This is a genomic window from Nonomuraea sp. 3-1Str (assembly GCF_031570565.1).
In the GTDB taxonomy this organism is placed as follows: domain Bacteria; phylum Actinomycetota; class Actinomycetes; order Streptosporangiales; family Streptosporangiaceae; genus Nonomuraea.
In genome coordinates, this window is the sequence record NZ_JALHBK010000019.1 from 13,719 (window position 1) to 38,806 (window position 25,088).

Consider the following 25,088-nt stretch of genomic DNA (forward strand, 5'->3'; position numbering starts at 1 on the left):
GTGACCTCGGCAGACGACCTGCTGCCCGGTCGGCGGTGTCCCGTCGCGCTCATGCCTGCCCGTGCCGCCGGCGGTTCCGGCTCACGCCGGCGAGACCGCCGGGACGTCCAAGAAGCTGAGGAGGATTCATGAACGAAGTGGTGGTCCGGCGGCCCTCAGCCGCGTACGTGAGGCGTTCGCGTTCAGGTGACGGTGGCCACTTGGGCGGTGGGCGAGAGCCGGTCGCGGCGGTCCAGGCGCCGGACGGCCGCCGCGGAGGCCAGGCCCGCGACGGCCAGCAGTGCCCATGGCAGGCCGGCCGGCCCCGCTGTGCGGGCCACGTCCAGCAGGGTGCCGGCCACCAGGTTCCCGGCCAGGATGCCGGCGCCCGAGGCCAGGTTGTAGATCCCGTAGTAGGTGCCGATCAGCCGGTCGCCGGCCATGTCGGCGATGGTGGCCATCTCGAACGGGAAGGCGATCAGTGTGCCCGCGGTGAGCAGGACGGTGCAAATCAGGACGGGCAGCATCGCCCATCCCCCTGCCGGCGGCAGGTGTGCCAGGGCGGCCGGAGGCAGGAAGGCGACGCCCATGAGCGCCAGGCCGCGGCTGATCGCCTGGCCGCGGCTCCACCGCTGCGCGCACCAGGCGGTCAGGCGTATCTGTCCGGCGATGCCGAGCAGCGCCGACACCGCGTAGAGGGCCATCACCCCTGCCTGGCCGCCGCCGAGGCGTTGCACCTCCAGCGGCAGGGCCAGATACATCTGGAACGACAGCGCGTAGGAGGCGATCATCGCCGCGGCGAAGGAGAGGAACGCCCGATCGCCGAACGCCTGCCGCCACTCGCGCAGCACCGGCCGGCGGCCCTGCCCCATGCCGCGCCGCCGTGGCAGGCAGAGCCCCTGCAGCACGGTCAGTACGGCGAAGATGGCGGCGGCGGACAGGCACACGGCGGTGAACCCGGCGTTCAGCAGGGCGATGCCGGCCAGCGGGCCGAGCAGGATGCCGCCCTGGTAGAAGACGTTGAACACGGCGAACGCGGCCACCTTGCGCTCTTTCGCCTCGACGGCGAGGCAGGCACGGGCCGCCGGGTTGAACAGCGCGCCGGCGAACCCGGTGAGCACGGCGGCCACGATCAGCAGCGGCACGGACGTGGTCAGCCCGAACAGCGCGAACCCGAGGGTGCGCAGCGCGCACCCGGCCATGATCATCGGCTTGTAGCCGATCCGGTCCGCCAGGGTGCCGCCGATCAGGAACATGCGGTGTGGTGGTCCAGGGCCGGGGCGTCGAACTCCATCCCCCAGAACTGCAGCACCTCCGGCACCAGCACGCGCGAGCGCAGCAGGTCGGGGTAGGCCTGCTCCAGGTTGACCTTCGAGTGCGTCGGCCCGCCGTGGTCGGTGCACATCGCCCAGGTCAGGCCGAAGTACTTGGACATGATCGCATTGGTGACGATGGGGTAGACGGCGTCGGCGCCCTTGCGGAAGGTCGGCGGGTTCGTCTTGGTGTCGAACGAGCCGCTGTACTCGGAGTGGATGTGGTGATCGCCCGCGCGCCACATGCGCCCGTTGTTGCCGCCGTTGCCGAACTTGCGCTCGTCGTCCGCCTGCGCCGGGGTGCCGCCCACGAGGGGGGCCGCCGCGGCCAGGGTCGCGCCGACGCCGGCGTACTTGACCAGCCGGCGCCGTGAAAGCCCGGATTGCTCGGACTCCTGGGCCTTCTTGTTCTTCACAGTGAAGCCTCTCGTGCAGGGTGGAGTGCCAGTCCACAAACCTCCAAGAGAGCCTTTAACGCGGCATGAACGGTGGCCGGGATGACCGAGAACAACGCGTTGCCACTGCTCAGAGCGTTACCCGGCCGCTCACACCCGGGGCCGTGCCGTCGGCGGCGATGCGGCGGTCCCGGCCGCCACAGGCCGGAACCGCCGCCGGGCGCCGGTTCCCTGAGCGGTCGGTGTCATGAGTGCGCCGGACATGCCCGGCCTCGGCCCCGCGTCCGGGCGCCCGCGGTCGCGGCCGAAGCGCTGGTGGGCGTCGTCGCCATCGCGGGGGCCGCATCCGCACCTCGCCGGGCGAACGCGTCAGCGCGGCAGGAGTCAGCGCGGCAGGAGTCTGAGCGTGGTGGCGCGGGCGGAGGCGGCGACCATCGGCTCGACGTAGGAGCTGTAGCGGCCGTACTTGGCGCGGTAGGCGGCGTCGACGCGGTCGTTGACGGCCGGGTCGGTCTCTTCGGCGAAGGCGACGTCCTTGGTGACGCCTGCGGCGCTGACGCGGCCGGAGTGGCTGGCGCGGGCGGCGCGGAACCACGCTCCGTCACCGCCACGCCAGGAGCGCACGAACAGCTCGTCGCCGTCGCGGACCACCCAGATGGTGGTGGGCTCGCGCAGGCTGCCGTCGGTGCGCTGGGGGGCGATGTCCAGTTCCTCGGCGGTGGCGATGCGCTGCAGTTCGTCGCTGGTCCAGACAGTCATGGGCGTGTCTCCTTCACGGGTGGCTGAGAGCCGCTGATGGATCGGGCGGCGGCACGCACCCGGCGCGCCGGAACGTGCGGCACGGCGGAGCAGCAGCCGGGCGGTCGATGCCGCGAGGCATCAGTGCTTGTCGTGCCCCGTTGACGCCGGCGGTCACGGATCGGCGGCACTCGATCGTGGGTTCCACGTAGAAATCTACATTGTAAAGGCGGGGGCTTGAGTGAAGATCATCGACCTGTCACAGCGCACAACCAACGACAGCGACAGTGAGCTCTCAGCAGGGCGGATAGGGTGATATGCGGCGTTTGGGGTGGGTTGTGCCGGCGGCCGGTGGATCCAAGGGCGAGGGAGACGAGTGGCGGAGTCGTTCGGCACGTTGCTGCGGAGTTTGCGTCATACGGGCGGGCTGACGATCGAGGAGCTCTCCCACGCGTCCGGCGTCAGCGTTCGGGCCATCGGCGACATGGAGCGCGGTGCGAGCCGGGGGCCGCAGCGGCGCACCGTGGAGGCGTTGGCCGATGCGCTCCGGCTCGACGACGCGCAGCGGACGGTGTTGTCGGAGGCGGCTCGTGCCGGCCGGCCTCGTCAGGAGGCCGGCGCGCCGGGCGCGTGTGAGTTGCCGCGTGGCGTGGGGGACTTCACCGGGCGGGTGCGGGAGTCGGCCCTGCTGCGCGAGTTGGCGGAGGCGGCGGGTCAGGGCAGGACCGCGGTCGTGGCGGCCGTTTCGGGGGCGGCCGGTATCGGGAAGACGGCGTTGGCCGTGCGGGCCGCCGGGGAGTTGGCGGACCTGTTCCCCGACGGGTGCTTCTATGTGGATCTGCGGGGGATGGACCCGGTTCCGTTGGACTCGGGGGCCGTGTTGTCGCGATTGCTCAAGGCTCTGGGGGTGGCGGAGCGGCGTATCCCGGCCGATGAGGAGGACCGCGCGGGTCATTACCGTGCTCTGCTGCGTGAGCGGCGGTGTCTGATCGTTCTGGACAACGCGGCGCATGAGGGGCAGGTGCGGCCGTTGCTCCCTTCGGATGGTCCGGTGATGGTGCTGGTGACCAGCCGGCGGCCGTTGGCGGGGCTGGAGGGTGTGCATCAGATTCCGCTGGCGCATCTGGCGTCCGAGGAGGCGGTGGCGCTGCTGAGCGCGATCGTGGGCGAGGGGCGTGCGGGGGCGGAGTCGGAGGGCGTGGCGCGGGTGGCGAGCCTGTGCGGGAATCTGCCGTTGGCGTTGCGTATCGCTGGGAATCGGTTGCAGAGCCGGCCGGGGTGGACGGTGGGCCACCTGGCCGCGCGGCTGGGTGATGAGGGCCGGCGGGTGGAGTCCCTGGCCGCCGGGGATCTGTCGGTGGCGGCGGCGTTCGCGCTGTCGTATCGGCAGCTCTCCGTGGAGGCTAGGCGGGTGTTCCGGCGGTTGGCGTTGGCCGTGGCGCCGGATTTCGGGGTGCCGATGACGGCCGTCCTGGCCGAGCTGGGTCCGGGGGAGGCGGAGGACGCCCTGGAGGAGCTGGTGGATTGCGGCCTGTTGCTGTCGCCGTACCCCGGTCGTTACCGCTTCCATGATCTGGTGCGGCTGTTCGCGCGTGCGCGGTTGTCGGAGGAGGAGTCCATCGTGGCTCAGCGGCAGGCGCGGCGGCGGATGGACGACTGGTTGCTGGAGGTGGCGACGGTCGCCGGGCGCTGGTTCGAGCCGGATCATGGTGCGCCGCCGCTGGACTGGAGCTCTCCTGTGGGGCTGGACGGCTCGCAGGAGGCGCAGGAGTGGCTGCAGCTGGAAGGTGAGGCGTGGCTGGCGGCCTTGCGGCAGGCGGCGCGGGTCGGGGAGAACGCGCGGGTCGTCGAGGTGGCCGGGGCGATGCACTGGTTCTCGGACCTGTGGATGCACTGGGGGCACTGGCCGGAGGTGTTCGAGTTGTCCGCCGGGGCCGCTCGGGCGATGGGGGACCGTGCGCAGGAGGCGGCGCATCTCAACTATCTGTCGTGGGCGCGGACGTACTGTCAGGCGCGTCACGCGGAGGCGGAGGCGACCGCTCTGCGTGCCCTGGAGCTGGCCCGTGAGGTCGGTGACGTGCGTCAGCAGGGGTGGGCTCTGGTCTATGCCACGTGGGCGTCGTGGGCGCGTGACGACGAGCCGAGCCAGGAGGTCGCGCTGGGCTATACGCGGCAGGCGGTGGAGTACTTCCGGCAGGCGGGGGACACGGAGGGGTACGCGCACGCCATGGTGAGCGTGGGGAACTGTCTGCGGCGGATCGGCCGGGTGGAGGAGTCCGTGCGGCACAGCCTGGCGGTGGTGGAGCGGCTGCGTGATCCGGCGTTCGGCGGGTCGCCGGCGATCGTGAGCCACGCCGTGGGCGCGGCGCTGGATCTGGTGGGGGACGGTTACCTGGAGCTTGGCCGCTGGCAGGAGGCCGCCGACCATTACCGGCAGGCGTTGTCGGAGTTGCGCGGGCGGCCGATCGTGCGGGCCATGGCGGTGTCGCTGCTGAATCTGGGCAAGGCGCTGGTCCGGCTGGGGGAGGTGGAGGAGGCTCGGGAGGCGTTCCGGGAGGCGGTGGAGCTGTACGAGGGGGCTGGTGACACGGCGCGGGCGGCGCGGGTCGTCAGGGAGCTCGATCGGCTGCGGTCAGGGGTCCACGAAGCGCTGGATGAACGTCAGGGCGGTGCCGCAGACCTCGCGCCAGCCGCTGTCGACGGTCAGTGAGTGGCCGCGGCCGGGCATTTCGATGATCTCGGTCAGGTGGTGCCGGTTGCGGGCGTGGTTTCTGTAGGTGGTGTGGGCGAGGGCCCAGGGTGCGGTGCGGTCGAGTTCGCCGGTGATGATCAGTAACGGGCCGCGGTCGTGGGCCGTGTGGTGGATGTCCGGTTCGGTCCAGGGGTGGTGCGGTCGGGTCGCGGGGGTGTGGAGCGTCTCGTACAGCCGCTCGGCTTCCTGCTCGTGGACGGCGTTGGCGAAGGCGTGGCGGAACCGGTCGTAGCCGGGCGGCGGGGTTTCGCGGGTGGGGCTGACGGCGACGGAGGCCGCGGCGAGGCCGCGTCCGGCGAGGATCTGGGTGAGCAGCGCGCCGGTGGAGTGGCCGATGATGGCGGGTCTGCGTTCGAGCCGGCTGATGAGGTCGGTGAGGTCGGTGAGATCCGCTCGGGCCGGTGGGGTGAGGGCGGCGTATCCGGCTTCCTCGAACACGGGGGCCCAGCGGCCCCAGCCGGTGGGTGGCCGCCAGGGACCGGGGAGGAAGAGGACGGGGACTGGGGGCACGGCGTGACGTCCTGGGTGGGGGGAGGCGGTTCGTACGGGGCCGCCGCACCACGGCGGCCCCGTACGGGCCGGTCTCAGCTGTCGGTGAGGGCCCGGCGGAGCGTGGTGATGGCCAGCTCGATGGCCGACTCGGCGGCGTGCGTCTCGCGCAGCGCGTTGAGCATGACGAAGTCGTGGATGATGCCGAGGTAGCGGACGGCGGTGACGGGGACCCCGGCGGTGCGCAGCTTGCCGGCGTACGCCTCGCCCTCGTCGCGGAGGACGTCGGCCTCGCCGGTGATGACCAGGGCCGGGGGCAGGCCGGTCAGCTCGGCGGTGGTGGCGCGCAGGGGGGAGGCGGTGATCTCGGCCCGCTGGGTCTCGTCGGTGGTGTACTGGTCCCAGAACCACTGCATGCCGTCGCGGCGCAGGAAGTAGCCTTCGGCGAACTGGTGGTAGGAGTCGGTGTCGAAGGCGGCGTCGGTGACCGGGTAGAAGAGCACCTGCTGTCGCAGCGGCAGACCGCCGCGCTGCTTGGCCATGATCGTCAGTGCGGCGGTCATGTTGCCGCCGACGGAGTCGCCGGCCACCGCGATGCGTGCGGGGTCCAGGCCCTTGGAGGCGCCCTCGGCGACGATCCACTGGGCCACGGTCCAGTTCTGCTCGATCGCCACCGGGTATCGGTGCTCGGGCGAGAGGTCGTACTCGGGGAAGACGACGGCCGCGCCGGTGCCGACGGCGAGCTCGCGTACGAGCCGGTCGTGCGTGTGGGCGTTGCCGAAGACCCAGCCGGCGCCGTGGATGTAGATGATCACGGGGAGGTCGCCGGTGGCGCCCGCCGGCCTGACGATGCGGGCCCTGACCTCGCCGGTGGGGCCGCCGGGGACCGTGATCCATTCCTCGTCGACGGCGGGCTTGTCGGCCGGGCCGGACTGGACGTCGTCGACGGCCTTGCGGCCTTCCTGCGGCGTGAGCTGGAAGAGGTAGGGCGGCTGGGCGGTCGCTTCGGCGAAGGCCTGGGCGGCGGGTTCGAGGACGGGCTTGTTCACGATGGCTCCAAGGATGGGTGGGAAAGGGCGAGGCTGTGGCGCGGTGGGGGGATGCCGTCCTTCGCACATCCAAGCAACCGGCGCCGGCGAGGACGAGGCAGAACGGCAGGCAGAAGTGTGGTTTCGCCTCGTGCCGGCTGCTCGTGGCGTGCTCGGATCGTCGCTGAACACCTGACATCTTCCGACAAGGAGCGTTCTCATGACGGAGAGCACCATTCCGACGGTCGTCCTCGTGCACGGCGCGTTCGCCGACGCGGGCAGCTGGTCCGGCGTCATCGCCGAGCTGCAGGGGCATGGCGTGCCCGTGGTGGCGCCGCCCAACCCGCTGCGTGGCCTGGCGGCCGACGCGGCGTATGTCGCCTCGGTGGCGGCGCAGATCGACGGTCCGGTCGTGCTGGTCGGTCACTCGTACGGCGGCGCGGTCATCACCGTGGCCGGCGCGGCGGAGAACGTCGTGGGTCTGGTCTATGTCGCCGCGTACGTGCTCGAGGACGGCGAGAGCCTGGGCGAGCTGCAGGGGCGTTTCGCCGACTCGCCGCTCGGCGCGAACCTGCGGCAGGCTTCGTACCCGGTGGAGGGCGGCGGGAGCGCCGTGGAGTTCACGATCGCTCCGGAGGCGTTCCCAGAGATCTTCGCCGCGGATGTGCCGGCGGAGGTGACCCGGGTGCTGGCGGTGACGCAGCGGCCGCTGGCGGGCGGGGCGTTCGCCGAGGCCGCGAGTACGGCGGCCTGGCGGGCGAAGCCTTCGTGGGCGGTCGTCGCCGGCGCCGACCAGGCGATCAACCCTGAGGTGGAGCGGTTCGGGGCGGAGCGGGCGGGGGCGACGGTCGTCGAGGTGGCGGGCGCCTCGCACGCGATCGCGGTGTCCCGTCCCGAGGAGGTCGCCGGCGTGATCCGGGAGGCGGTCCGGGCCGTCTCGGCCTGAACACGCCGGCGTTCCTGTCTCGTACCGTCAGCGCAGGCGGGACTCGATGGCCTCGATGATCCGCGGGCGCAGCTCGGCGGCGCTGATGACGGCGTCGACGGAGCCGACCTCGACCGCGCGCCGGATGTTGTGCACGCGGTCGAACTCCGCGGCCACCTCGCCGAGCTTCTCGGCGCGGACGGAGGAGCGGAGCTCGTCGAGCTCGGCGGTGAGGGCGGCGCGGTCGGCGCCGGAGGCGGCCGCGACGCGGGCCTCCAGGTCGCGTACGCGGGGGTCGGCCGCGGTGCGGGCGTTGACGTCGCCGGAGAAGACGGCGGCGGCGGCCGGGGCGCCGCCGAGGACGGAGGCGTAGGAGCCTTCCAAGGCGAGCACGGTCATGTTCGGGTTGAGCGCCTTGGAGAACACCACGAACGCGCCGCCGTGGTAGCGGGAGATGACGCAGAACACGATGGGGCCGCGGAAGTTCACGATCGCGCGGCCGATCTCGGCGCCGTACTCCAGTTGCAGCTTGCGCATCGACTCGGGTGAGCCGTCGAAGCCGGACAGGTTGGCCAGCACCACGAGGGGCCGGTTGCCGCTGGCCGCGTTGATCGCTCGGGCGGCCTTCTTGGACGAGCGGGGGAACAGGGTGCCGGCGGTGTAGGTGTCGGGGCCGTCGGTGGGCGGGAAGCCGCGTCGCGGCACGGAGCGTGACTCGATGCCGAGCAGGCACACGGGGATGCCGCCGAGGTGGACGTCCTGGACGACCGCGGTCTCGGCGTCGGCCATGCCCGCCCAGCGTTCCAGCACGGGGTGGTCCTGGTCGGACAGTGCCCGCATCACGGTGCGGATGTCGAAGGGCTTCTTGCGGTCGGGGTTGGCCTCGGGGGAGAAGATCTGGCCGACGGCGGTGAAGTCGCTGCCGTCCAGAGCGTGCGGGAAGTCGGAGATGTCGCGGTTGACGGGGTCGGTGGTGGTCGCCCGTCGTGGTGCGTGCTCGCCGGGTGCGATGTAGGTGTGGTCGTAGTACGACATGAGGACGTGGCGCGCGGCGGTCAGGTTGGGCGCCCAGTAGTGGGCCTGCCCGTTGGGGCCCATGACCCGGTCGTAGCCGCCGATGCCGAAGTTGTCCTCGGCCGAGACGCCGCCGGAGAAGTCGAGTGCCTGCTTGCCGGTGAGGACCATCGCCGAGTCCGGCGTCATGATCAGGATGCCCTTGGTGTGCATGAGCATCGTCGCCTCGGCGTTCCAGTAGGGCTGGGCGCCGACGTTGATGCCCGCGACGACGATGTTGATCTCGCCGCCGTCCTGGGTGAACTCGACGATCCGCTTGAGCGCGGCGGCGACCCAGTCCATGTTCTCGGTGCCGGACTTCATGGAGATGCGGGCGCCGGAGGACAGGGCGTACCACTCCAGCGGCACGCGCATCCGTTCGGCGAGGTCCAGGGCGGCGATCACGCGGCGGCACTCGGGCTCCGACAGGGCGCCGAGTGACTTGGTCGGGTCGCCGAGCAGCACGACCCTGGTGACGCCCTCGGGGTGGCGCGGGGTCGGCGTGGTGACCACGCCGGCGACGAGGGCGGCGGTGTTGCGCCCCTTGGGCCGGTCGACCGGCACCAGCGCGTGCTGGTCGTCGAGGTCGTGCTCGGTGAAGTCGCCGAGCAGGCCGGTCAGCTCGTACGGGTAGACGGTGTTGCGGCTGCTGGCGCGCAGCACCTTCTGCCGGTAGTCGTCGAGCGGTTCGACGGGCTCGTCGGACGGCTCGCCGATGGTCAGCTCGGTGCCGCCGGCGGCGTCGAAGGAGATGCGGACGGCGACCTTGGTCAGCTCGCCGGTCCTGCGGTCGCGCTGACGCGCGATGAAGAGGATCTCCTCCAGCCCGGCGCCCGCGGTGGTGGGGCGCACGCGTCCGGCGATCATTTCCACTTCGGCGCGGGTGATGTCGATCGGCGGCCAGACGTAGACGACGATGCGGTTGGTGTTGAAGCGTCTGGCGGACGGTCGCAGTGCCTGGGCGCGGCGGATGGAGTCGAGGCAGGAGGCGATGGTGTCCTCGGCGGTCGGCAGCGCCACCAGCCGGCCGTCGTGCTCGCGCAGCTCGGTCAGGTCGCGTACCTGGGCGAAGGCGACGAGACGGTCGTCGGAGGGGTTGTCCCGGGCCACGCACTGGAAGAGGTAGACCTCCTCGTCCGAGGACGGCAGGCGGGTGAGGTCGAACTTGCTCAGCCGCTCCAGTTGCATGCGCTGGGCGATGAACGGGTGCAGGCCGCGGATGAGCCGCTCCTCGGCCATCCCGGTGGGCGAGGGGCGGAAGGTGAAGTGGTGGTGCATCACCGCGCCGCGGCTGCCCGCGACCGTGGTCGTGAGCCTGCGGACCTGGCTGGGCAGCGGGTGGGCGCTGACGACCTCGTGCAGGGCGGCCGCCATCGCGTCGGAGTCCTGCGGCTGGTTCTCCCAGGCGAGGTAGATGTCGGCGTCGATGGCGTCCTCGCCGTCGGCGAGCTCGGCGAGGCCGCGCAGGGCGTCGCCCAGCGCTTCGAAGCCGACCGCGGAGGAGACGACGCATGAGCCGGCGCGCTCGGCGACCACGAACGTGCAGCCGGCGACCTGGCTGGTGCGGACGCCGGTGAGGCCCTTGTTGCCGTAGTAGCGCCGGGTCAGTACCTCAAGCATGGTGGCGTTGTCGAGGTCGTCGCGGATGAGCCGCTGGCCGAGCAGCCGTACCAGCGGTTCGGTGCTGCGGACCATCTCGGCGACGCGCTCGGCGCGGTCGGGCGCGTCGGGGTGGGCGTCCAGGTGGCGCAGGTGCTTGCGGACCTGGGCGTAGACGCTGGCGCGGTTGCGGCGCAGCAGCGGCTGGGCGAACCAGGCGAACACCACGCCGCGGGCGAGGTCGGCGACCACGGGGAAGCGAACCTGTGTCGCGGCCACGAGCCGCTCCAGGGCGAGGCCGGCGGGCTCGCGCAGCGCCTCGTCCGGCGGCGCCTCCCGCAGCCAGGCGCGCAGCAGCGTCGCGATGACGGTGGCGTCGGCGGAGGCGCGCTGCTGGGCGAGGAAGATGCGGAACACCGCGGCTTCGAGCCCGGGGGAGGGCTCCAGGGTGGTGACGCCGTAGTGGCTGAGGGCCTTGGCGAGCTTGGCCTGGAAGGACTGCGGCAGGCCGGCCCGTTCGACGTCGAGGCTCTGGAGGTAGGTGTGGAAGTACTCGCGGGGGCTGTGCACGTGGCTGTCGCCGCCGTCGCCGCCGATGTCCTCGCCTGCCGGGCGGTTGCGGCTCAGCTCGGCGAGGTCGGCGAACACGTCGATGAGTTCGAGCTCTTCGGCGAGCGGCCGGTGGCCGTCGTCGGTGGCCGCCTTGCGGGCGGTGAGGTAGTCGTCGAGGAGCCGGCGTTCGTCGTGCGGGTCGACGTCGAAACCGAGCAGCAGGCTGCGCAGGTCCTCCTGACCGCGGGTGGCGCGCCGGCGCGCCGGGATCTCGCCGGGCGCGGCCGGCAGGTCGAGCTCGACGGAGTGGGTGGAGCCGGCGGCGGCGGCCTCGGTGTCGTCGCCGAGCGGCTCAAGGCGCAGCAGCGGCGCGCCGGTCTCCACCTGGCTGCCGACGGACACGACGCATTCGGTCAGGCGCGCCCTGAACGGAGCCCGCAGCACGGTCTCCATCTTCATGCTCTCCAGCACCAGCACCGCCGCGCCGGCCTCGACCTCGGCGCCGACCTGCAGCGGGGTGGCGACGACGAGCGCGGGTGCGGGTGAGCGGACGACGCCGCCCTCGTCGCGGCTGATCCGGTGGGTCACGCCGTCCACCTCGACCAGGTGGGTGGGGCCGTGCGTGCCGGTGAGCAGGCGGTAGCGGGTGCCGTTGACGATGATCTGGCCGGTGTGCCGGTCGAAGCGGTCGAGCTCGACGTCGGCGATGCGGACGTCGTCGCCGGCTTCGACGCCGACGCGGAAGCGGTGCGCGCCGACCCGGGCGACGCGGACGCGGTAGGCGGCGCCGCGCAGCTTGAGGCCGAGCGGCCGGCCGCTCTGGTGCTGCACCTGGGGGCGTCCGCCGAACGCGGTCGACAGCAGCCGCTGCCGTTCGACGCGCTCCTCCTCCTCGTACGCCTCGATGGCGGCGGCGGCCAGCGCGACGGCGGAGTGGCGGTGGGAGACGAGCCGGCCTTCGCCGCGGACGCGGTCGATCCAGCCGGTGTCGGCGCTGGCGTCGATGACCTCGGGCTGGTCGAGCAGGTCGAGCACGAAGCTCTTGTTCGTCGCGCCGCCCTCGATGATGACCGTGGTCTGCGCCATGGCGCGGCGCAGCCTGCCGAGGGCTTCGTCGCGGTCGCGGCCGTAGGCGATGATCTTGGCGATCATGGAGTCGAAGTCGGCGGGGATGGTGTCGCCCTCGCTGACGCCGGTGTCGACGCGGATGCCGGGCCCGGCGGGCAGGTCGAGGCGGGCGATGTGGCCGGGAGAGGGCGCGAAGTCGCGGTCGGGGTCTTCGGCGTTCAGGCGGGCCTCGATGGCGTGTCCGCGCTCCAGCGGCGGCTCGCCCTGGAGTCTGCCGCCGGAGGCCACCTGCAGCTGTGCCTTGACCAGGTCGAAGCCGGTGGTGACCTCGGTGATGGGGTGCTCGACCTGCAGGCGGGTGTTGACCTCGAGGAAGGCGAACTGCTTGTCGCCGGGGTGGTAGAGGAACTCGACGGTGGCCGCGCCGCGGTAGCCGACGGCGATGGCCAGGCGTTCGGCCGCCGTCTTGAGCTCGGCCGTCTGCACGGGGCTGAGCACCGGGGACGCCGACTCCTCGATGACCTTCTGGTTGCGCCGCTGGATCGAGCAGTCGCGGACGCCGAGCGCCCACGCGGTGCCCTCGCCGTCGGCGATCACCTGGACCTCGACGTGCCGGGCGCCGGTGACGAGGCGCTCCAGGAACACGACGCCGCTGCCGAACGCCCGCGCGGCCTCCTGGCTGGTGCGCTCGTAGGCGTCGGCGAGCTCGGTCTCGTCGGTGATCACGCGGATGCCGCGCCCGCCGCCGCCGGCGGTGGCCTTCAGCATCAGCGGGTAGCCGATCCTGGCCGCCGCGGCCAGGGCGGCGTCCAGGGTCTCGACCGGGCCGCGGCTCCACGGCGCGACCGGCACGCCGACCTCCTCGGCGATCAGCTTCGCGCCGATCTTGTCGCCGAGCTTGCGCATGGCCTCCGCGCTGGGCCCGACGAAGGTGACGCCGATCTTGTCGCACAGCTCGGCGAACGCCGGGTCCTCCGCGACGAAGCCCCAGCCGACCCAGGCGGCGTCGGCGCCGGTCTCCACCAGGGCGCGCTCCAGCACCTTCAGGTCGAGGTACGGCCGGGCGGAGGCGGGGCCGAGGTCGTAGGCGATGTCGGCCTCGCGCACGAACGTGGCGGTGCGGTCCACGTCGGTATGCAGGGCGACGGTCTCCATCCGTGTCCCGGTCTCCGCGGCGACGTCCCGGACGGCGTGGATGAGCCGCATGGCGGCCTCACCACGGTTGACGATGGCGACACGACTGAACACCCGACCGAGCCCTCCTGTAGACCAATGATGTGCGCGCCGCGACGCGGCGGCCCCCCGGTAGTCTCCACCCTTCCCTCTACCGGGTGGGCACCGCCATGTCGCAGACAGCGCACGTTACGCGCCCCGAGTTGTGGGAAAACCACCAAAACCGCGCCGGCTCGCCCCCGTGATCGTGGTCAGAACGTCCTGCCGAAGGTCTGACTCGCCATCCGGAGGGAGTGGTCGACGGCGTCGAGGCCGCGCGGGAGCATGACGCGCTCGTAGGCGGCGACCGCGTCGGTGAGTGACTGCTCGCCGCGGGCGGCGCGGAGCAGCTCGCCGGCCAGGGTGGCGGAGTCCCGCAGGGTGGTGTTCGCGCCGACGCCGCCGGTGGGCGGCATGAGGTGGATTGTCGCCGAGCAGCGTGACGGGGCCGGGCTCCCACGCCTCGACGCGGCCGGCGGAGCGGATACCGATCGGGAAGATGGCCGCGGCCATGGCGATCACCACGCTGCCGCAGGTCATCGAGAGCGTCTGCGACGCCGATCCCGGATCGCCCGAGTTCGTCGAGCACTTCGCCGATCAGGTGGCCGCCGTCGCCCGGCACCTCGGGCTCGACACCGCCTGACGCCTCCGGCGATCCCGCACGGGCGTGGCGCGGCCCTCAGGTGCGGGGCGCCCCGAGCACCGCCGCACGGCCGTCCTCTAGAGTGCTTTGCGTCCCACACGCGTCCGTGGCCTCCACCACGAGCACGAGCACGACCGAGGAGCGACCGTGACCGACCTGGCGTCCATGTCCCTGCAGCAGGGGATCGCCCGGGATCTCCAGGTGAGCGCGACCTTCGACGCAGGGCAGGAGATCGAGCGCCGGGTGGCCTTCCTCGCCGATCAGCTGACCGCCACGGGCCTGCGCTCGCTGGTGCTGGGCATCAGCGGCGGGGTGGACTCCATGACCGCGGGCCGGCTGTGCCAGCTCGCGGCCGAGCGGGTCCGTGCCGCCGGCGGTGAGGCGACGTTCTTCGCGATGCGGCTGCCGTACGGCGCCCAGGCCGACGAGAAGGACGCGCAGCTGGCGCTGGAGTTCATCCGGCCCGACCAGGTCCTGACCGTCGATGTGAAGTCCGCGGCCGACGCCGCGCTGGAGGCGCTGCTGGCCGGCGGCATGGTCTTCCGCGACGACCACCAGCAGGACTTCGTGCACGGCAACATCAAGGCCCGCCAGCGCATGATCGCCCAGTACGCGGTGGCGGGCGCGCACGCCGGCCTGGTGGTGGGCACCGACCACGCCGCCGAGGCGGTCTCCGGCTTCTTCACCAAGTTCGGCGACGGCGCGGCCGACGTGGTCCCGCTCACCGGCCTGACCAAGCGGCGCGTACGGGCCATGTCGGAAGCCCTGGGCGCGCCGTCCGCGCTGGTCTGGAAGACCCCGACGGCGGACCTGGAGACCCTGAACCCGGGCAAGCCGGATGAGGAGACGCTCGGCGTCACCTACGACGACATCGACGACTTCCTGGAAGGCAAGCCGGTCGGCGAGGCCGCCTTCGCGGCCATCGCCGCCCGCTACCGGCTCACCGAGCACAAGCGGCAGCCGCCGATCGCCCCCGGAACGGCCCGCTGATCCGCGGGGCCGCGATCAGGGGGCGATCGGGCCGGGACACGTCCCGCCCGGGACGTCGGTGGCCGGTGGGCGGTGGCAGGGGTCAGGAGGCGGTGGCGGGGGCGAGGGGTGCCACCGCGCGCATCCGCTTGAAGTTGTCCACGTACTGCCGGTAGACGCGCCTGTCGTTGAGCCGCAGCAGCGTCTCGTCGTTGCGGCGCAGCGACGTCTCGTTGTAGTTGTGGCTGCCCGTGAACACCCAGCGGGCGTCGCGGTCGCCGTCGAAGGAGCCCTCGACGAGGAGGTACTTGGAGTGGACGCGGCCGGGCAGCGCGCCGCCGTCGCCCAGCGTGCGCAGCTCGATCCTCGGCTCGGCCAGCAGCAGGCTCCCGCACGGCGAGGGGTGCGATGTGCCGGTCCGGGGTGATGTTCCGGTCGTCGAGCATCGGCATCAGGAGAGTGCGGCCGCCATACCCCCACCGGCGCTGTCGCCCATGACGCCGATCCGGTCGGGGTCGACGCCGAGCTCGGCGGCTGCCCGTTCAGCCACTTCAGGGCGGTATAGGCGTTTTCGAGCGGGGTGGGGGAGGGGTGTTCGGGTGCTCGGCGGTACTCGACGGAGAGCATGGGCACGCCGCTCGCCGAGACGTCCCAGGTGAAGGGGCCGTGCATCGTGATCGGGGCGCCGTCGTCCGTGGCGGCGACGTACTCGTGTGTGGTGACGTCCTTCGGGATCGGCCGGGCCTTCCCTGACGCCTCAAGGATCGGTTCCCACATGGCGCGTCGTCCGCCGACGTCGCTGACGACCGGCGGGGTCATGCTGGCCATCGCTTCGCCCATCGGGGCCATGGCTTCGGCGACTTCGGGATCCAGGATGAGGGGACATGTTCGGTTCCGTTCGGGAGGTCCTTGGGCTGGATACGGCGGCTGATGTCGATGTGAAGTTCGCCTCGGTCGATCGCCGCCACGAGTCCGGCGAGCTGCTTGGCGTCGCTCCGGACGAAGACGTTGAGCCCGCGCACATGGCGCGCTTCGTCGCTCGGCGCCTGCATCCACACCGTGGTGTTGACCACGGCCCCGCCGGACCGCACGAGAGCGGCCTGGTCGGCGAGCTGCGAGGGCTCGATCGGTGCGAGGTTGAGCAAGAGGTCGACCGGCTGGGTCACCGCATCCACCACGTCGGTCGCGGTGTGGTCGAGAACCTCGTCGGCACCGGCGGCCCGGACCCGGTTCGCGCTGCGCGAGCTCGCCGTGGCGATAACGTGCGCACCGGCGTTCTTTGCCAGCTGCACCGCGTAGGCACCGACAGCGCCTCCGGCGCCGGTGATGAGCACGCGTTGCCCGGCGGTGAGCTCGCCGAGTTCGAACAGTGCCTGCCATGCGATTAGGCCCACCAGTGGCAGGGCCGCCGCGTCAGCGAGCGGCACGCTCGAAGGCGCGGCCGCCAGGACCTCGGCGGGCGCGATGACGTACTCAGCAGCTGCGCCGTCGCCGATCATCGGGAGGAATCCGACGACCTCGTCACCGACCGCCACCGCATCGACGCCGTCACCGAGGGCTGATGGACGCGTTGATGATGTGCAACTACTGGGGCGGCGTCACAGCTCAGCGACACGGCTGATGCCTGCTGGCGCTGGTGTCGGAGCCGGCCTGGCGGGGGCGAACCTGAGCAGCCGGTCCGCCGGCAAAGGCTGCGTCGGCCGCGTGAGCCTGCACGAGTGCTTCCTGTTCGACCGTCCATCCGGTCGCCTCTCGCAGGCTACTGAACTCCCCGGCCAGCGTGGTTGCTGAAGTGGTGCGCGTGTCGGTGTTGATGGTGACCGCTAGCCCTTTTGTCAGGAGCCAGGCGGCGGGATGCGCCGCCAGGCTGGGGACTGCGCCGGTCTGTATATTGCTGGTCGGGCACATCTCCAGGACGATCCTGTCGCGCTGCAGCCGTTCGAGCAGCGCGTTGTCGCTGATGCAGCGGACGCCGTGGCCGATCCGGCGAGCGCCGAGCACCTCGATCGCCTCCCACATGCTGTCGGGGCCTGCGGCCTCGCCGGCGTGAACGGTACAAGGCAGCCCTGCCGTGTGGGCGAGGTCGAAGGCGGCTCGGTGTGGCACGGCGCTGTGAAGCCGTTCGTCTCCGGCCAGGTCGAGCCCGGCCACCTTGTCGCGGTGCCGCAGCGCCGTCTCGGCGACGGCGAGGCTCTCCTGTGCTGTCTGGTGCCGCAGGCAGCACAGCAGCAGCCCCGTGCGTACGCCGGTGGCTTCGCTACCTGCTGCCAAGCCCTCGGAGACGGCCTCGACCGCCTCGTCCTGACTCATGCCGCGTCGGCCATGCAATTGCGGGGCGAACCGGACTTCGCCGTAGACCACATCGTCGGCGCTCCAGTCTTCGACCAGCTCGCGGGCTGCCCTGCGGAGAGCGTCGGGGGTCTGCAGGACCTGTAGTGGCACGTCGATGTAAGTGAGGAACCGGGTCAGGCTGCCGCAATCGACGGGCGCCGTGACCAGCCGCTCGACGGGGCCGTTCAAAGTGAGGCCCTGAAGGCGTGCCAGATCGGCCACCGTGCCGGGGCGCACCGACCCGTCGAGATGGCAGTGCAGTTCGTAACGCGGCACGAGTGAGGGAGCGGCGTCGGACATCATCGGTGTCTTTCTGGGTGAGGGTCGGGTGCTGACGCCTGGCCCGGGGTTCGGGCGCACGTGTCGAAGAGCAACTGCTTGAAGCCGGTTCCGCTGACCCGTCGGACGAGCGTCAGGTTGGGTACGGGAGCCGATCGGCGGCGATCTATGATCAGCTGGCCGCGAGTCTCCTCACCGAGGGCGATGTCCACATGGACCTGCTCCCGCTCGATGGCCAGCTCGGGCCGCAGCGCCACTGCCATGGTGACGGGATCGGGGAGATCGTATCCGGGCAGGCCGGTGACGTCGCGGGCCCAATCGTTGACAGTCCGGTTGATGCGGTGCGCGAAGGTGGCCATGGGCGTGCCGAGCCGCTCCAGGCGGAGCTGGTCTGCGGGCGTCATGACCGCGTCCGTTCGGGAGACGTCCCAGCCGATCCAGGTGACCTTGTCCGGTGTGGCGGCCTGGAGTACTACCCGAGCGGCCTCGGGGTCGGCCCAGACATTGAACTCGGCGGTGGCCGAGATGTTGCCGCGCATGTCCGCGGCACCGGCCATGCAGTACACATGCCGGTACCGGGTAAGCAGATCGCGATCACGCAGCAGAGCGGCGGCGATGTTGGTGAGTGGGCCCAGAGTGACCAGCGTCAGCTCCCCTGGATGCCATCGCGGGTAGGACAGCAAGACGTCGACCGCGTGCTGCGGCTCGGCGGCCCGCAGCGGCTTGGGCAGACCGACGTCGCCCATCCCGTCGTGGCCGTGCACCTGCTGGGCGGTGGACGGCGCGCGCGTCATCGGGCGTTCGCACCCGGGATGGACCGGGATGTCGACACATCCAGCTATTTGCAGTGAGATGAGCGCGTTGCGAGTGCCCGTCACCACAGGTACGTTGCCCGCCACCGTGGTGACGGCACGTACGTCGCCCAGACCGCTGGCGGCCGCGAGCAGGAGCGCCACCGCATCGTCGGAGCCGGTGTCGGTATCGATGATCAAGGGAAGTTTCGGCACGGTCTCCTCCACATCTAAACGTTTAGAGTCACACCGTGCAATCTAATCGATTAGATGAGAGAATGTAAACCGCCATGATGAATCGCGCAGGTAAGACGATCACGCTGGCCGATGTGGCCCGTAGAGCGGGGACCTCCACGGCGGTGGTCAGCTATGTGATCAACAACGGCCCTCGTCCTGTCGCTGCCGCGACGCGAGAACGCGTCCTGGCCGCCGCAGCCGAGCTCGGCTATCGCCCCAACCGCATCGCGCGCGCGTTGCGCTCACGCACCACAGGGGTGGTCGGCCTGGTCGTGGCTGACGCGTCCAACCCCTACTTCGGCGCTCTGGCCAGGCATATCGAGCAGGCGCTCGACCAGCGCGATCGACTCACGCTGGTCGGCAACGCCGACTACTCCGCCGACCGGCAACGGCACCTCGTCGATCGCTTCCTCGCCGCCCAGGTCGACGCTCTGGTGATCGTCTCCGCGGACGGGGAGGACGACGTGGCGGCCCGCGCCGAAGCGGCGGGCGTACCCGCCGTCTACGTCCACAACGGCCCGACCGGCGGGCGCGCACCTGTCGTCGCGGCCGACAACAAGAATGCCGTGCAGGAAGCGGTCGCGCACCTACGCGCGCACGGGCACCGGCACATCGCCTTCCTGTCCGGCCCACACGACACAGGACCGGTGGGGGCGCGGCGGGCTGCATGGCACGCGGCCGTCGCCGACGATCCTGATGCCGTCCTACTGCGTTGTGACTACTCACGGGCAGCAGCGGACGCCTTGGCCCGCCGCCTCGCAGGCCAAGGCGCCATGCCACAGGCCGTGATCACCGCCACCGATGAGCAGGCAACCGGGGTCCTGTCAGGGGCGTGGGCATGCGACCTTCCCGTCCCCGACCGGATCGCCGTGATCAGCCTGGACGGAACCCCTGAGAGCGCCCACACCGCCCCAGCACTGACAGTCACCCGCCAGCCACTGCAGGCCATGGCAGAGCAGGCCATCGACCTGCTGTTCGGCCATGCTTCCTGTTCGCTCGTCGCGCATGCCCCCCTGGTCATCAGACGTAGCTGTGGGTGCGACGAAGGATGACCGATAGGCGACAGGCCCCAGAACGGCCCAAATCTTCTGAAGCGCGCTTGGTTCAGGTCACCGTGACATTCACGAGCAGAGTACGTACGAGACGGTCCTGCGACGCAGCACTTGCTGTCCTGCTGGATAGGGTCATCCTGCGGCGGCGGCAGCGTCCGTTCACGCCAGCGCGACGCTGGTCGGCCACGGCTTCGGCGAGATGGTGATCGCCGCCGCCGATCGCGCCCGCGGCCGAATCTTACGACTGGTGCATCTCGACGCCTACATACCGCGCGATGGCGAGCCGAACTCCATGACGAGCGCCGGCCTCACTGGTCCGGTCTGACCTGCAGACCGTCGAGGATGAGCGCGAGGTAGCGCCGCCACGGTTGCACGGCGCCGGCGGTCGGCAGATCCATCACGGAGTCGATCATCGCAACGATGGGCGCGATGTCGTCCACCGTGACGTCCTCGCGTATCGTCCCCTGTTCCCGGGCGCGGGCGATGAGGTGGCCGCAGGACTCCACTATGTCTTCCCGGGTGCGCGCGATCTGCTTGCTCTCGCCCGCGCCCTGCCGTATCAGTTCGCGGAGCCCGTGGTCGGTCGCGGCTTGTTCCAAGGCATGTTCGAGGAAGGCCCTCAGGGATTCGTAGGCGTCCCGCCCTGCCAGCGCGGCCTGTGCCGTGGCGCGGAGGCCGTGAAGCTTGCCGGCGTAGACGGCCTCGGCGAGGACTTCTTTGTTGGGAAACCGTCGATAGACGGTGCCGACGCCGAGTCCCGCGTGGTGGGCGACGTCGTTGAGTGTGGCTTGCAGCCCACGCGTGGCGAACACCTCCCGTGCCGCCGCCAGTGTGCGCTGCCGGTTGTGCTCGGCATCGCGGCGCAGTACCGGTGTCTCTTCGCTCATGGCATCCCCGCTCCTCCGCCTAACTGGATACAGCATATCCGCTACGTGCTAGGCTGCCCGACATAATCGGATACGACATATCCACTTAGGTGGGTGCCCGCACCCGCGAACCCGAGGCTTTGCGCCATGCTCCGCGCTACCGGCCCACCCTCGTCGATCCTTACCGTGATCACCTGCGAGAGCGGCGCTCCGCCGACCCTGCCGTAGCGGTCCTGCAGTTGTTCCGCGAGATCAAAGAGCTCGGCTACACGGGCAGCCTCAACCTGCTCTACCGCTACATCACCCAAGGCCGAGCCGAAGGAGAGCGGCCTGTCATCACCCCACGCCGCCTGGCCCGTCTCCTGCTCACCCGCCCCGACCGACTGCGTGACAGCGACACCCAACTGTTGCAGGAGCTCACGGCCGCCTGCCCCGAACTGGCCGATCTCGTCCGCCATGTCCGCGGCTTCGCAGAACTCCTCACCCCAGCCGGAGGTAACGACGCCAAGCTCACCACCTGGATCGCCACCATCCGAGCCGCTGACCTGCCCCACCTGCACGGCTTCGCCAACGGCCTCGAACTCGACCGCGACGCCGTGAACGCCGCCCTCACCCTTCCGCACCACAATGGCCGAACCGAAGGCGCCAACACCCGCACGAAGAGAATCATGCGACAGATGCACGGCCGCGCCGGGTTCGACCTCCTGCGCCACCGCATCTTGCTGCGGTGAAGATCACCCAGCGCTACCACCGATTACGGGACAGAGCCGTTAACTGGACAGACCCGCCACGGCGAAGGGGCCAGTAGTCTCAGGGAATCTTGGTTCGGATATCGCTACGCACGGAGGCCATGATGATGCGGTTGGCGCGGGGTTCAAGCCGACTGTACAGCGTGATGCTCATACTGGCGGCGGTAGTCCTGCTCGCGGACCAGCTCACCAAACTGTGGGCGGTCTCCGCGCTGTCCGACAGCGAGCGCGTCGCCGTGATCCCGCCTCTGATCTACTTCCGGCTGCTGTACAACCCTGGCGCCGCGTTCTCCATAGGCATCGAGGCGACATGGGTGTTCACCCTGGCAACGGCAGCGGCAGTGGTCGGCATTCTCTACACCGCACGCCGACTGGCCTCGGCGGGCTGGGCGCTCGTGCTGGGCGTGCTGCTCGGCGGTGCGGTATCCCACCTGGGCGACCGACTCTTCCGCGAACCCGGCCTGGGCCGCGGGCATGTTGTGGACTTCATCGACTACGGCCCGTTCGTGGGTAACGTCGCCGACATCGCGCTCGTCTGCGGGTGCGCTGGATTGGTGCTGCTCAGCCTGCGTGGTGTGCAACTCGCTAAGGTGCCGGGCGAAGAATCCGCCTAGCCTCCCTGTTTCGCTTCGAGTGGCTGAGCCGGTCTGAGCTGGTGTGCAGTGGTGGTTCGGTTGCTTTTCGTCGGCGGGCATGGCCGTGGCCCGACGCGCGGGTCGGGTGCTCCAGGGTTCCTCGGGTGGTGGGCGGGCAGAGGCGCTGTCATGCTTCAGGTGGCTGGCCAGGGCAGGGCTGTGAGGCCTACGAATGCGCTGGTCAGCTCGTTTCGCCAGGGCCAGGTTGCGGAGATGCGCAGATGGAAGCGGCGACCGCCCCGGGTGATGCGAGCGGCTGCATGCAGCAGCCGGTAGCGGAGCTTCTTCGGCTCGGCGAGATAGTCTGCAGGCCGCCGGGCGGCACGTCGATTACTCGGTCAACGATGCGAGACGAGCCACTAGATCACGTCCCCGGACCGCGAGACTGGAGCACGCGGTCCGGGGACGTGGCTCATCGCGTCATGCGGAGGCCGCGTCGGAGTGGACTCCCTGGTCCAGCAGGGCGTTGATCATCTCCTGGAGTTGGGCGCGTCCGACGGAGCCGAGTGCGCCGGTCAGGGCCTGGGCGAGCTTGTCGAACGGGTCGTCCATCGGCAGTTCCGTCACCTTCTCGGCCAGTTCCTCCACGCTCCACAGCCCGTCTTTGTGGATGTGGGCGCCGAGGGACCAGCCGTGGTTGACCGCGACCGTTCCGCCCCGTACCGACAGCACCTGGCCGGTGAGCGGGCAGGTTGCGCTGGCCAGGTAGGCGGCAATAGGCGCGCTGGCGGCCGGGTGTAGCGGGTCGAACCGGTCCGCCGGCGGTTCCTGGCTCATGCCGGGGACGGCGAGAGTGAGGCGGGTGCGGGCCATTGAGGGCGAGATGCAGTTGACCCGCACGCCGTAGCGGCCGAGTTCGAGGGCGGCCACGGTGGTCAGCGCCGCGACCCCGGCGTTGCCTGCCGCATAAGAGACCTGCGCGGGCAGCGGGTTGAGCAGCCCGGAGCCGGAGGAGGTGTTGACCACGGCGCGGTCGGCGTGGACCCCTGCCTGATACCGGTCGCGCCAGTGGCGGGCCGCCCAGTGCGTCACCGCGAAGGTGCCCTTCAGCTTGACGGCTACGACGTCGTCGAAGTCCTCCTCCGACAGGTCGGTCAGGCCCATGTTCCGTTCGATGGTCGCGTTGTTGACCACGACGTGCAGGTCACCGAAGGACTGCAGGGCCGTCTGCACCATGCGGCGGGCGCCGTCCCAGTCGGTGACGCTGTCGGTGTTGGCCACGGCCTGTCCGCCGTGGGCAGTGATCTCCTCGACGACCTTCGCGGCTACGCCGTCGTCGTCGCCCGTACCGTCGATGGCGACGCCGGGGTCGTTGACGACGACCTTGGCGCCTTCGGCGGCGAAGAACAACGCCTCTTCCCGCCCGATGCCGCGCCCTGCTCCGGTGATGAGGACGACGCGTCCGTCCAGACTTCCCACGAATGATCTCCTTCAACTGACTACAGTCTATGTAGCGATTCACAGTATGCATCAATTCGAAAGATGCAATAAACTGCCCTGCGTGGTGGAGAAGCATGGACTGCGAGAGCGCAAGAAGCAGCGCACCCGGCAGGCACTGATCGAGGCGGCGGTGCGCCTGTTCGAGGACAAGGGCTACGACCACGTGACCGTGGCCGAGATCGCCGACGCCGCGGAGGTGTCACCCCGCACCTTCTTCCTCCACTTCCAGGCCAAGGAGGATGTGCTCCTGGCCAATGCCGACGTGCGCGTCGACCTGGCGCTGCAGGCGATCGACGAGCGCCGCGCCGAGGAACGGCTCCCCGAAGTGCTGGTGCGGGCGATGGACCAGATGATCGCCAACACATGGGACAGCGACCTCCCCAGCGGGCTCGCGGCACTTCGGGCACGGCTGACGGCCTCAGTGCCGGCGCTGCAGGCCCGGCTGCTGCAGCGATACCTCACCGCGCAGGCCGAACTGGCCCAGGCTCTGCAGCGGGCATTCCCCGACAGCCTCGACACGATCACCGCCTCCGCCCTGGTCGGCGCGATGGTAGGCGCGGTCAGCGCATCCGCGCTGACCGCGCTGCAGCGCGGCGACGGACCCGACGAGGTACGCAACGCCATGCGGCAGGCCATGGCGTTGGTGGCGCAATCCGTCACCTGACCCCGTCCAGGGCGTTCCCCCTTGAATGTGGACACCTTGGAGACTGGATCTTGAGGTCCAGGGGAAGAGATGCCACTGATGGTGATGAAGAACTACCCGCCCGAGTTCAAGGCCGACGCGGTGGCGTTGGTGCTGTCCCGGCCGGACCGGACGATCACGTCGATCGCGAGGGAGCTGGGGGTCAGCCGCGAGACGCTGCGGCTATGGGTGCGCGCCGCGCAAGCACGCGGCGAGGGCAGACAAGGCGCGGCAGCAGGTGCCGCTGCCGGTAAGTCTGCTTCGTCTGGACACCTACCCTCGGACGACGTGCTGGAAGAGGAGAACAAGCAGCTCAGGGCTCGGATCCGGGAGCTTGAGCAGAGCGGGACATTTTGCGCAGGGCCGCCAAGCTTTTCGCGGGCGAGACGAACTGGTGAGCCGCTTTCAGTTCGTTGAGGACCACAAGGCGCTCTTCGGGGTGAAGCGGTTGTGCCGGGTGCTGCAGGTGTCACGCTCGGGTTTCTACCGGTGGCTGAAGAGTGCTGCCGCGCGGCTGGCCCGCCGCCAGGGCGATGAGTGGCTGGCCGGGCGGATGCGGCGGATTCATGCCGAGTATGAGGGAACCTACGGCTCGCCCCGGATGACGGCTGAGCTGCGGGCGGCCGGCATCAAGGCCAACCACAAGTGGGTGGAGCGGGTGATACATGAGCACGGCATCGTCGGGCTGCATCTACGCAAGAAGGTCCGCACCACCGTTCCGGAACCGGACGCGGCGCCGGTCCCTGACCTGATCCAACGCGACTTCACCGCCGAGCAGCCGAACACCCGCTACGTGGGCGACATCACCTACCTGCCCGTCGGCGGCGGCACGTTCCTCTACCTGGCCACGGTCGTCGATCTGTATTCGCGCCGGCTGGTGGTCTGGTCGATCGCCGACCACATGCGCACCGAGCTCGTCGTCGACGCGCTGCAGGCCGCGGCGCACACCCGGGGCGGCCGCCTGGACGGTGCGCTCTTTCACAACGACTCCTTGAACCCGAGCAATACACCTCTATCGCCTTCGGCCAGCGCTGTGAGCAGGCAGGCGTCCGCCCGTCGACGGGCCGTACCGGGACCTGCTTCGACAATGCGATCACCGAGAGCTTCTTCGCCTCGCTGGAGTGCGAGCTGATAGACCGGCGCACATTCCGCACCCGGTCAGAAGCCGAACGGGCCCTCTTCAGCTACATCGAAGGGTTCTACAACCCGCGCCGCCGCCACTCCGCCAACGGCTACTTCAGCCCCGCCGAATACGAACGCCGACACGCACACGAGAACGCCCAAGACCTCGACTATGCTGCCGCGTAGTCG

20 protein-coding genes and 4 pseudogenes are annotated in these 25,088 nt (G+C 70.5%); 9 read left to right on the plus strand and 15 right to left on the minus strand.

Annotated elements, in window-relative coordinates; translation table 11 throughout:
- Window positions 1-182 precede the first annotated feature (182 nt).
- From MTP10_RS26955 to MTP10_RS26965, 3 genes are all read right to left on the minus strand, one after another.
- Window positions 183-1,235: an MFS transporter gene (locus tag MTP10_RS26955; RefSeq protein ID WP_310712482.1), complete on the minus strand. Its 1,053-nt coding sequence runs from the start codon at window positions 1,233-1,235 to the stop codon at window positions 183-185.
- A complete protein-coding gene (locus MTP10_RS26960; protein ID WP_310712483.1) occupies window positions 1,226-1,708 on the minus strand; it encodes a hypothetical protein in 483 nt (160 codons plus the stop codon). The genes MTP10_RS26955 and MTP10_RS26960 overlap by 10 nt, the downstream gene beginning before the upstream one ends.
- 363 nt (window positions 1,709-2,071) lie before the next feature.
- Window positions 2,072-2,446: a DUF2255 family protein gene (locus tag MTP10_RS26965; RefSeq protein ID WP_310712484.1), complete on the minus strand. Its 375-nt coding sequence runs from the start codon at window positions 2,444-2,446 to the stop codon at window positions 2,072-2,074.
- Between the two features lie 355 nt (window positions 2,447-2,801).
- On the opposite strand from MTP10_RS26965, the gene MTP10_RS26970 reads away from it, so the two are divergent.
- Window positions 2,802-5,135, plus strand: a complete 2,334-nt coding sequence (locus MTP10_RS26970; protein ID WP_310712485.1) for a tetratricopeptide repeat protein — start codon at window positions 2,802-2,804, stop codon at window positions 5,133-5,135.
- Here MTP10_RS26970 and MTP10_RS26975 read toward each other — a convergent pair.
- Together MTP10_RS26975 and MTP10_RS26980 are read right to left on the minus strand one after the other, a co-directional pair.
- A complete protein-coding gene (locus MTP10_RS26975) occupies window positions 5,058-5,687 on the minus strand; it encodes an alpha/beta fold hydrolase (RefSeq protein WP_310712486.1) in 630 nt (209 codons plus the stop codon). The two genes, MTP10_RS26970 and MTP10_RS26975, sit on opposite strands and share 78 nt — an antisense overlap.
- A gap of 74 nt (window positions 5,688-5,761) precedes the next feature.
- Complete coding sequence (locus MTP10_RS26980) at window positions 5,762-6,715, minus strand: alpha/beta hydrolase (protein ID WP_310712487.1); 954 nt, start codon at window positions 6,713-6,715, stop codon at window positions 5,762-5,764.
- Window positions 6,716-6,914: 199 nt separating this feature from the next.
- On the opposite strand from MTP10_RS26980, the gene MTP10_RS26985 reads away from it, so the two are divergent.
- Complete coding sequence (locus MTP10_RS26985) at window positions 6,915-7,640, plus strand: alpha/beta hydrolase (RefSeq protein WP_310712488.1); 726 nt, start codon at window positions 6,915-6,917, stop codon at window positions 7,638-7,640.
- Between the two features lie 27 nt (window positions 7,641-7,667).
- Here the strand turns inward: MTP10_RS26985 and MTP10_RS26990 are convergent, their stop codons facing one another.
- Together MTP10_RS26990 and MTP10_RS26995 are read right to left on the minus strand one after the other, a co-directional pair.
- Window positions 7,668-13,139: a carboxyl transferase domain-containing protein gene (locus MTP10_RS26990; RefSeq protein WP_310712489.1), complete on the minus strand. Its 5,472-nt coding sequence runs from the start codon at window positions 13,137-13,139 to the stop codon at window positions 7,668-7,670.
- Window positions 13,140-13,315: 176 nt separating this feature from the next.
- Window positions 13,316-13,519 (minus strand): FAD-dependent monooxygenase, encoded by a 204-nt coding sequence (locus MTP10_RS26995; protein ID WP_310712490.1) that lies wholly within the window; start codon window positions 13,517-13,519, stop codon window positions 13,316-13,318.
- A 95-nt stretch (window positions 13,520-13,614) separates the two neighbouring features.
- Between MTP10_RS26995 and MTP10_RS27000 the strand changes: the two genes are divergently transcribed.
- Window positions 13,615-13,746: a hypothetical protein gene (locus tag MTP10_RS27000; RefSeq protein WP_310712491.1), complete on the plus strand. Its 132-nt coding sequence runs from the start codon at window positions 13,615-13,617 to the stop codon at window positions 13,744-13,746.
- 165 nt (window positions 13,747-13,911) lie between these two features.
- Entirely contained in the window at window positions 13,912-14,736 is an 825-nt protein-coding gene (gene nadE / locus MTP10_RS27005; RefSeq protein ID WP_397334519.1) for an ammonia-dependent NAD(+) synthetase, read from the plus strand.
- A gap of 82 nt (window positions 14,737-14,818) precedes the next feature.
- Here the strand turns inward: nadE and MTP10_RS27010 are convergent, their stop codons facing one another.
- The 5 genes and pseudogenes from MTP10_RS27010 to MTP10_RS27030 all read right to left on the minus strand — a co-directional run bounded on the left by MTP10_RS27010 (window position 14,819) and on the right by MTP10_RS27030 (window position 18,344).
- On the minus strand, window positions 14,819-15,100 hold the full coding sequence (locus MTP10_RS27010; protein WP_310712610.1) for a phospholipase D-like domain-containing protein: 282 nt from the start codon (window positions 15,098-15,100) through the stop codon (window positions 14,819-14,821).
- Window positions 15,101-15,166: 66 nt separating this feature from the next.
- A pseudogene (locus MTP10_RS42045) lies at window positions 15,167-15,564 on the minus strand (alpha/beta hydrolase fold domain-containing protein).
- Entirely contained in the window at window positions 15,531-16,250 is a 720-nt protein-coding gene (locus MTP10_RS27020; RefSeq protein ID WP_310712494.1) for an NADP-dependent oxidoreductase, read from the minus strand. The pseudogene MTP10_RS42045 and the gene MTP10_RS27020 overlap by 34 nt, the downstream one beginning before the upstream one ends.
- A 70-nt stretch (window positions 16,251-16,320) precedes the next feature.
- On the minus strand, window positions 16,321-17,349 hold the full coding sequence (gene add, locus MTP10_RS27025; protein ID WP_310712495.1) for an adenosine deaminase: 1,029 nt from the start codon (window positions 17,347-17,349) through the stop codon (window positions 16,321-16,323).
- Window positions 17,346-18,344, minus strand: a complete 999-nt coding sequence (locus MTP10_RS27030; RefSeq protein ID WP_310712496.1) for a nucleoside hydrolase — start codon at window positions 18,342-18,344, stop codon at window positions 17,346-17,348. Before MTP10_RS27030 ends, add begins: the two co-directional genes overlap by 4 nt.
- A gap of 62 nt (window positions 18,345-18,406) precedes the next feature.
- Here MTP10_RS27030 and MTP10_RS27035 point away from each other — a divergent pair, with 62 nt between their 5' ends.
- Window positions 18,407-19,405 carry a LacI family DNA-binding transcriptional regulator gene (locus MTP10_RS27035; protein ID WP_310712497.1) on the plus strand — a complete coding sequence of 333 codons (999 nt, stop codon included), beginning with the start codon at window positions 18,407-18,409 and terminating at the stop codon, window positions 19,403-19,405.
- Between the two features lie 308 nt (window positions 19,406-19,713).
- Here MTP10_RS27035 and MTP10_RS27040 read toward each other — a convergent pair whose 3' ends face one another.
- On the minus strand, window positions 19,714-20,292 hold the full coding sequence (locus MTP10_RS27040) for a helix-turn-helix domain-containing protein (protein WP_310712498.1): 579 nt from the start codon (window positions 20,290-20,292) through the stop codon (window positions 19,714-19,716).
- 95 nt (window positions 20,293-20,387) lie between these two features.
- Between MTP10_RS27040 and MTP10_RS27045 the strand changes: the two are divergent.
- Both MTP10_RS27045 and MTP10_RS27050 read left to right on the plus strand, forming a co-directional pair.
- A pseudogene (locus MTP10_RS27045) lies at window positions 20,388-21,002 on the plus strand (transposase); the annotation flags it as partial.
- A 164-nt stretch (window positions 21,003-21,166) separates the two neighbouring features.
- Entirely contained in the window at window positions 21,167-21,634 is a 468-nt protein-coding gene (locus MTP10_RS27050; protein WP_310712611.1) for a signal peptidase II, read from the plus strand.
- Between the two features lie 155 nt (window positions 21,635-21,789).
- On the opposite strand, the pseudogene MTP10_RS27055 reads toward MTP10_RS27050, so the two are convergent.
- Both MTP10_RS27055 and MTP10_RS27060 read right to left on the minus strand, forming a co-directional pair.
- A pseudogene (locus MTP10_RS27055) lies at window positions 21,790-21,951 on the minus strand (IS1380 family transposase); the annotation flags it as partial.
- Window positions 21,952-22,075: 124 nt separating this feature from the next.
- The gene (locus MTP10_RS27060; protein ID WP_310712499.1) at window positions 22,076-23,074 is read right to left on the minus strand and encodes an SDR family NAD(P)-dependent oxidoreductase; all 999 of its coding nucleotides are present in this window, start codon (window positions 23,072-23,074) and stop codon (window positions 22,076-22,078) included.
- 82 nt (window positions 23,075-23,156) lie between these two features.
- Between MTP10_RS27060 and MTP10_RS27065 the strand changes: the two genes are divergently transcribed.
- Both MTP10_RS27065 and MTP10_RS27070 read left to right on the plus strand, forming a co-directional pair.
- Window positions 23,157-23,759, plus strand: coding sequence for a helix-turn-helix domain-containing protein (locus MTP10_RS27065; RefSeq protein WP_310712500.1), 603 nt, complete (start codon window positions 23,157-23,159; stop codon window positions 23,757-23,759).
- A gap of 78 nt (window positions 23,760-23,837) precedes the next feature.
- Window positions 23,838-25,085 (plus strand): annotated as a pseudogene (locus tag MTP10_RS27070) (IS3 family transposase).
- The last annotated feature ends 3 nt before the right edge of the window (window positions 25,086-25,088 follow it).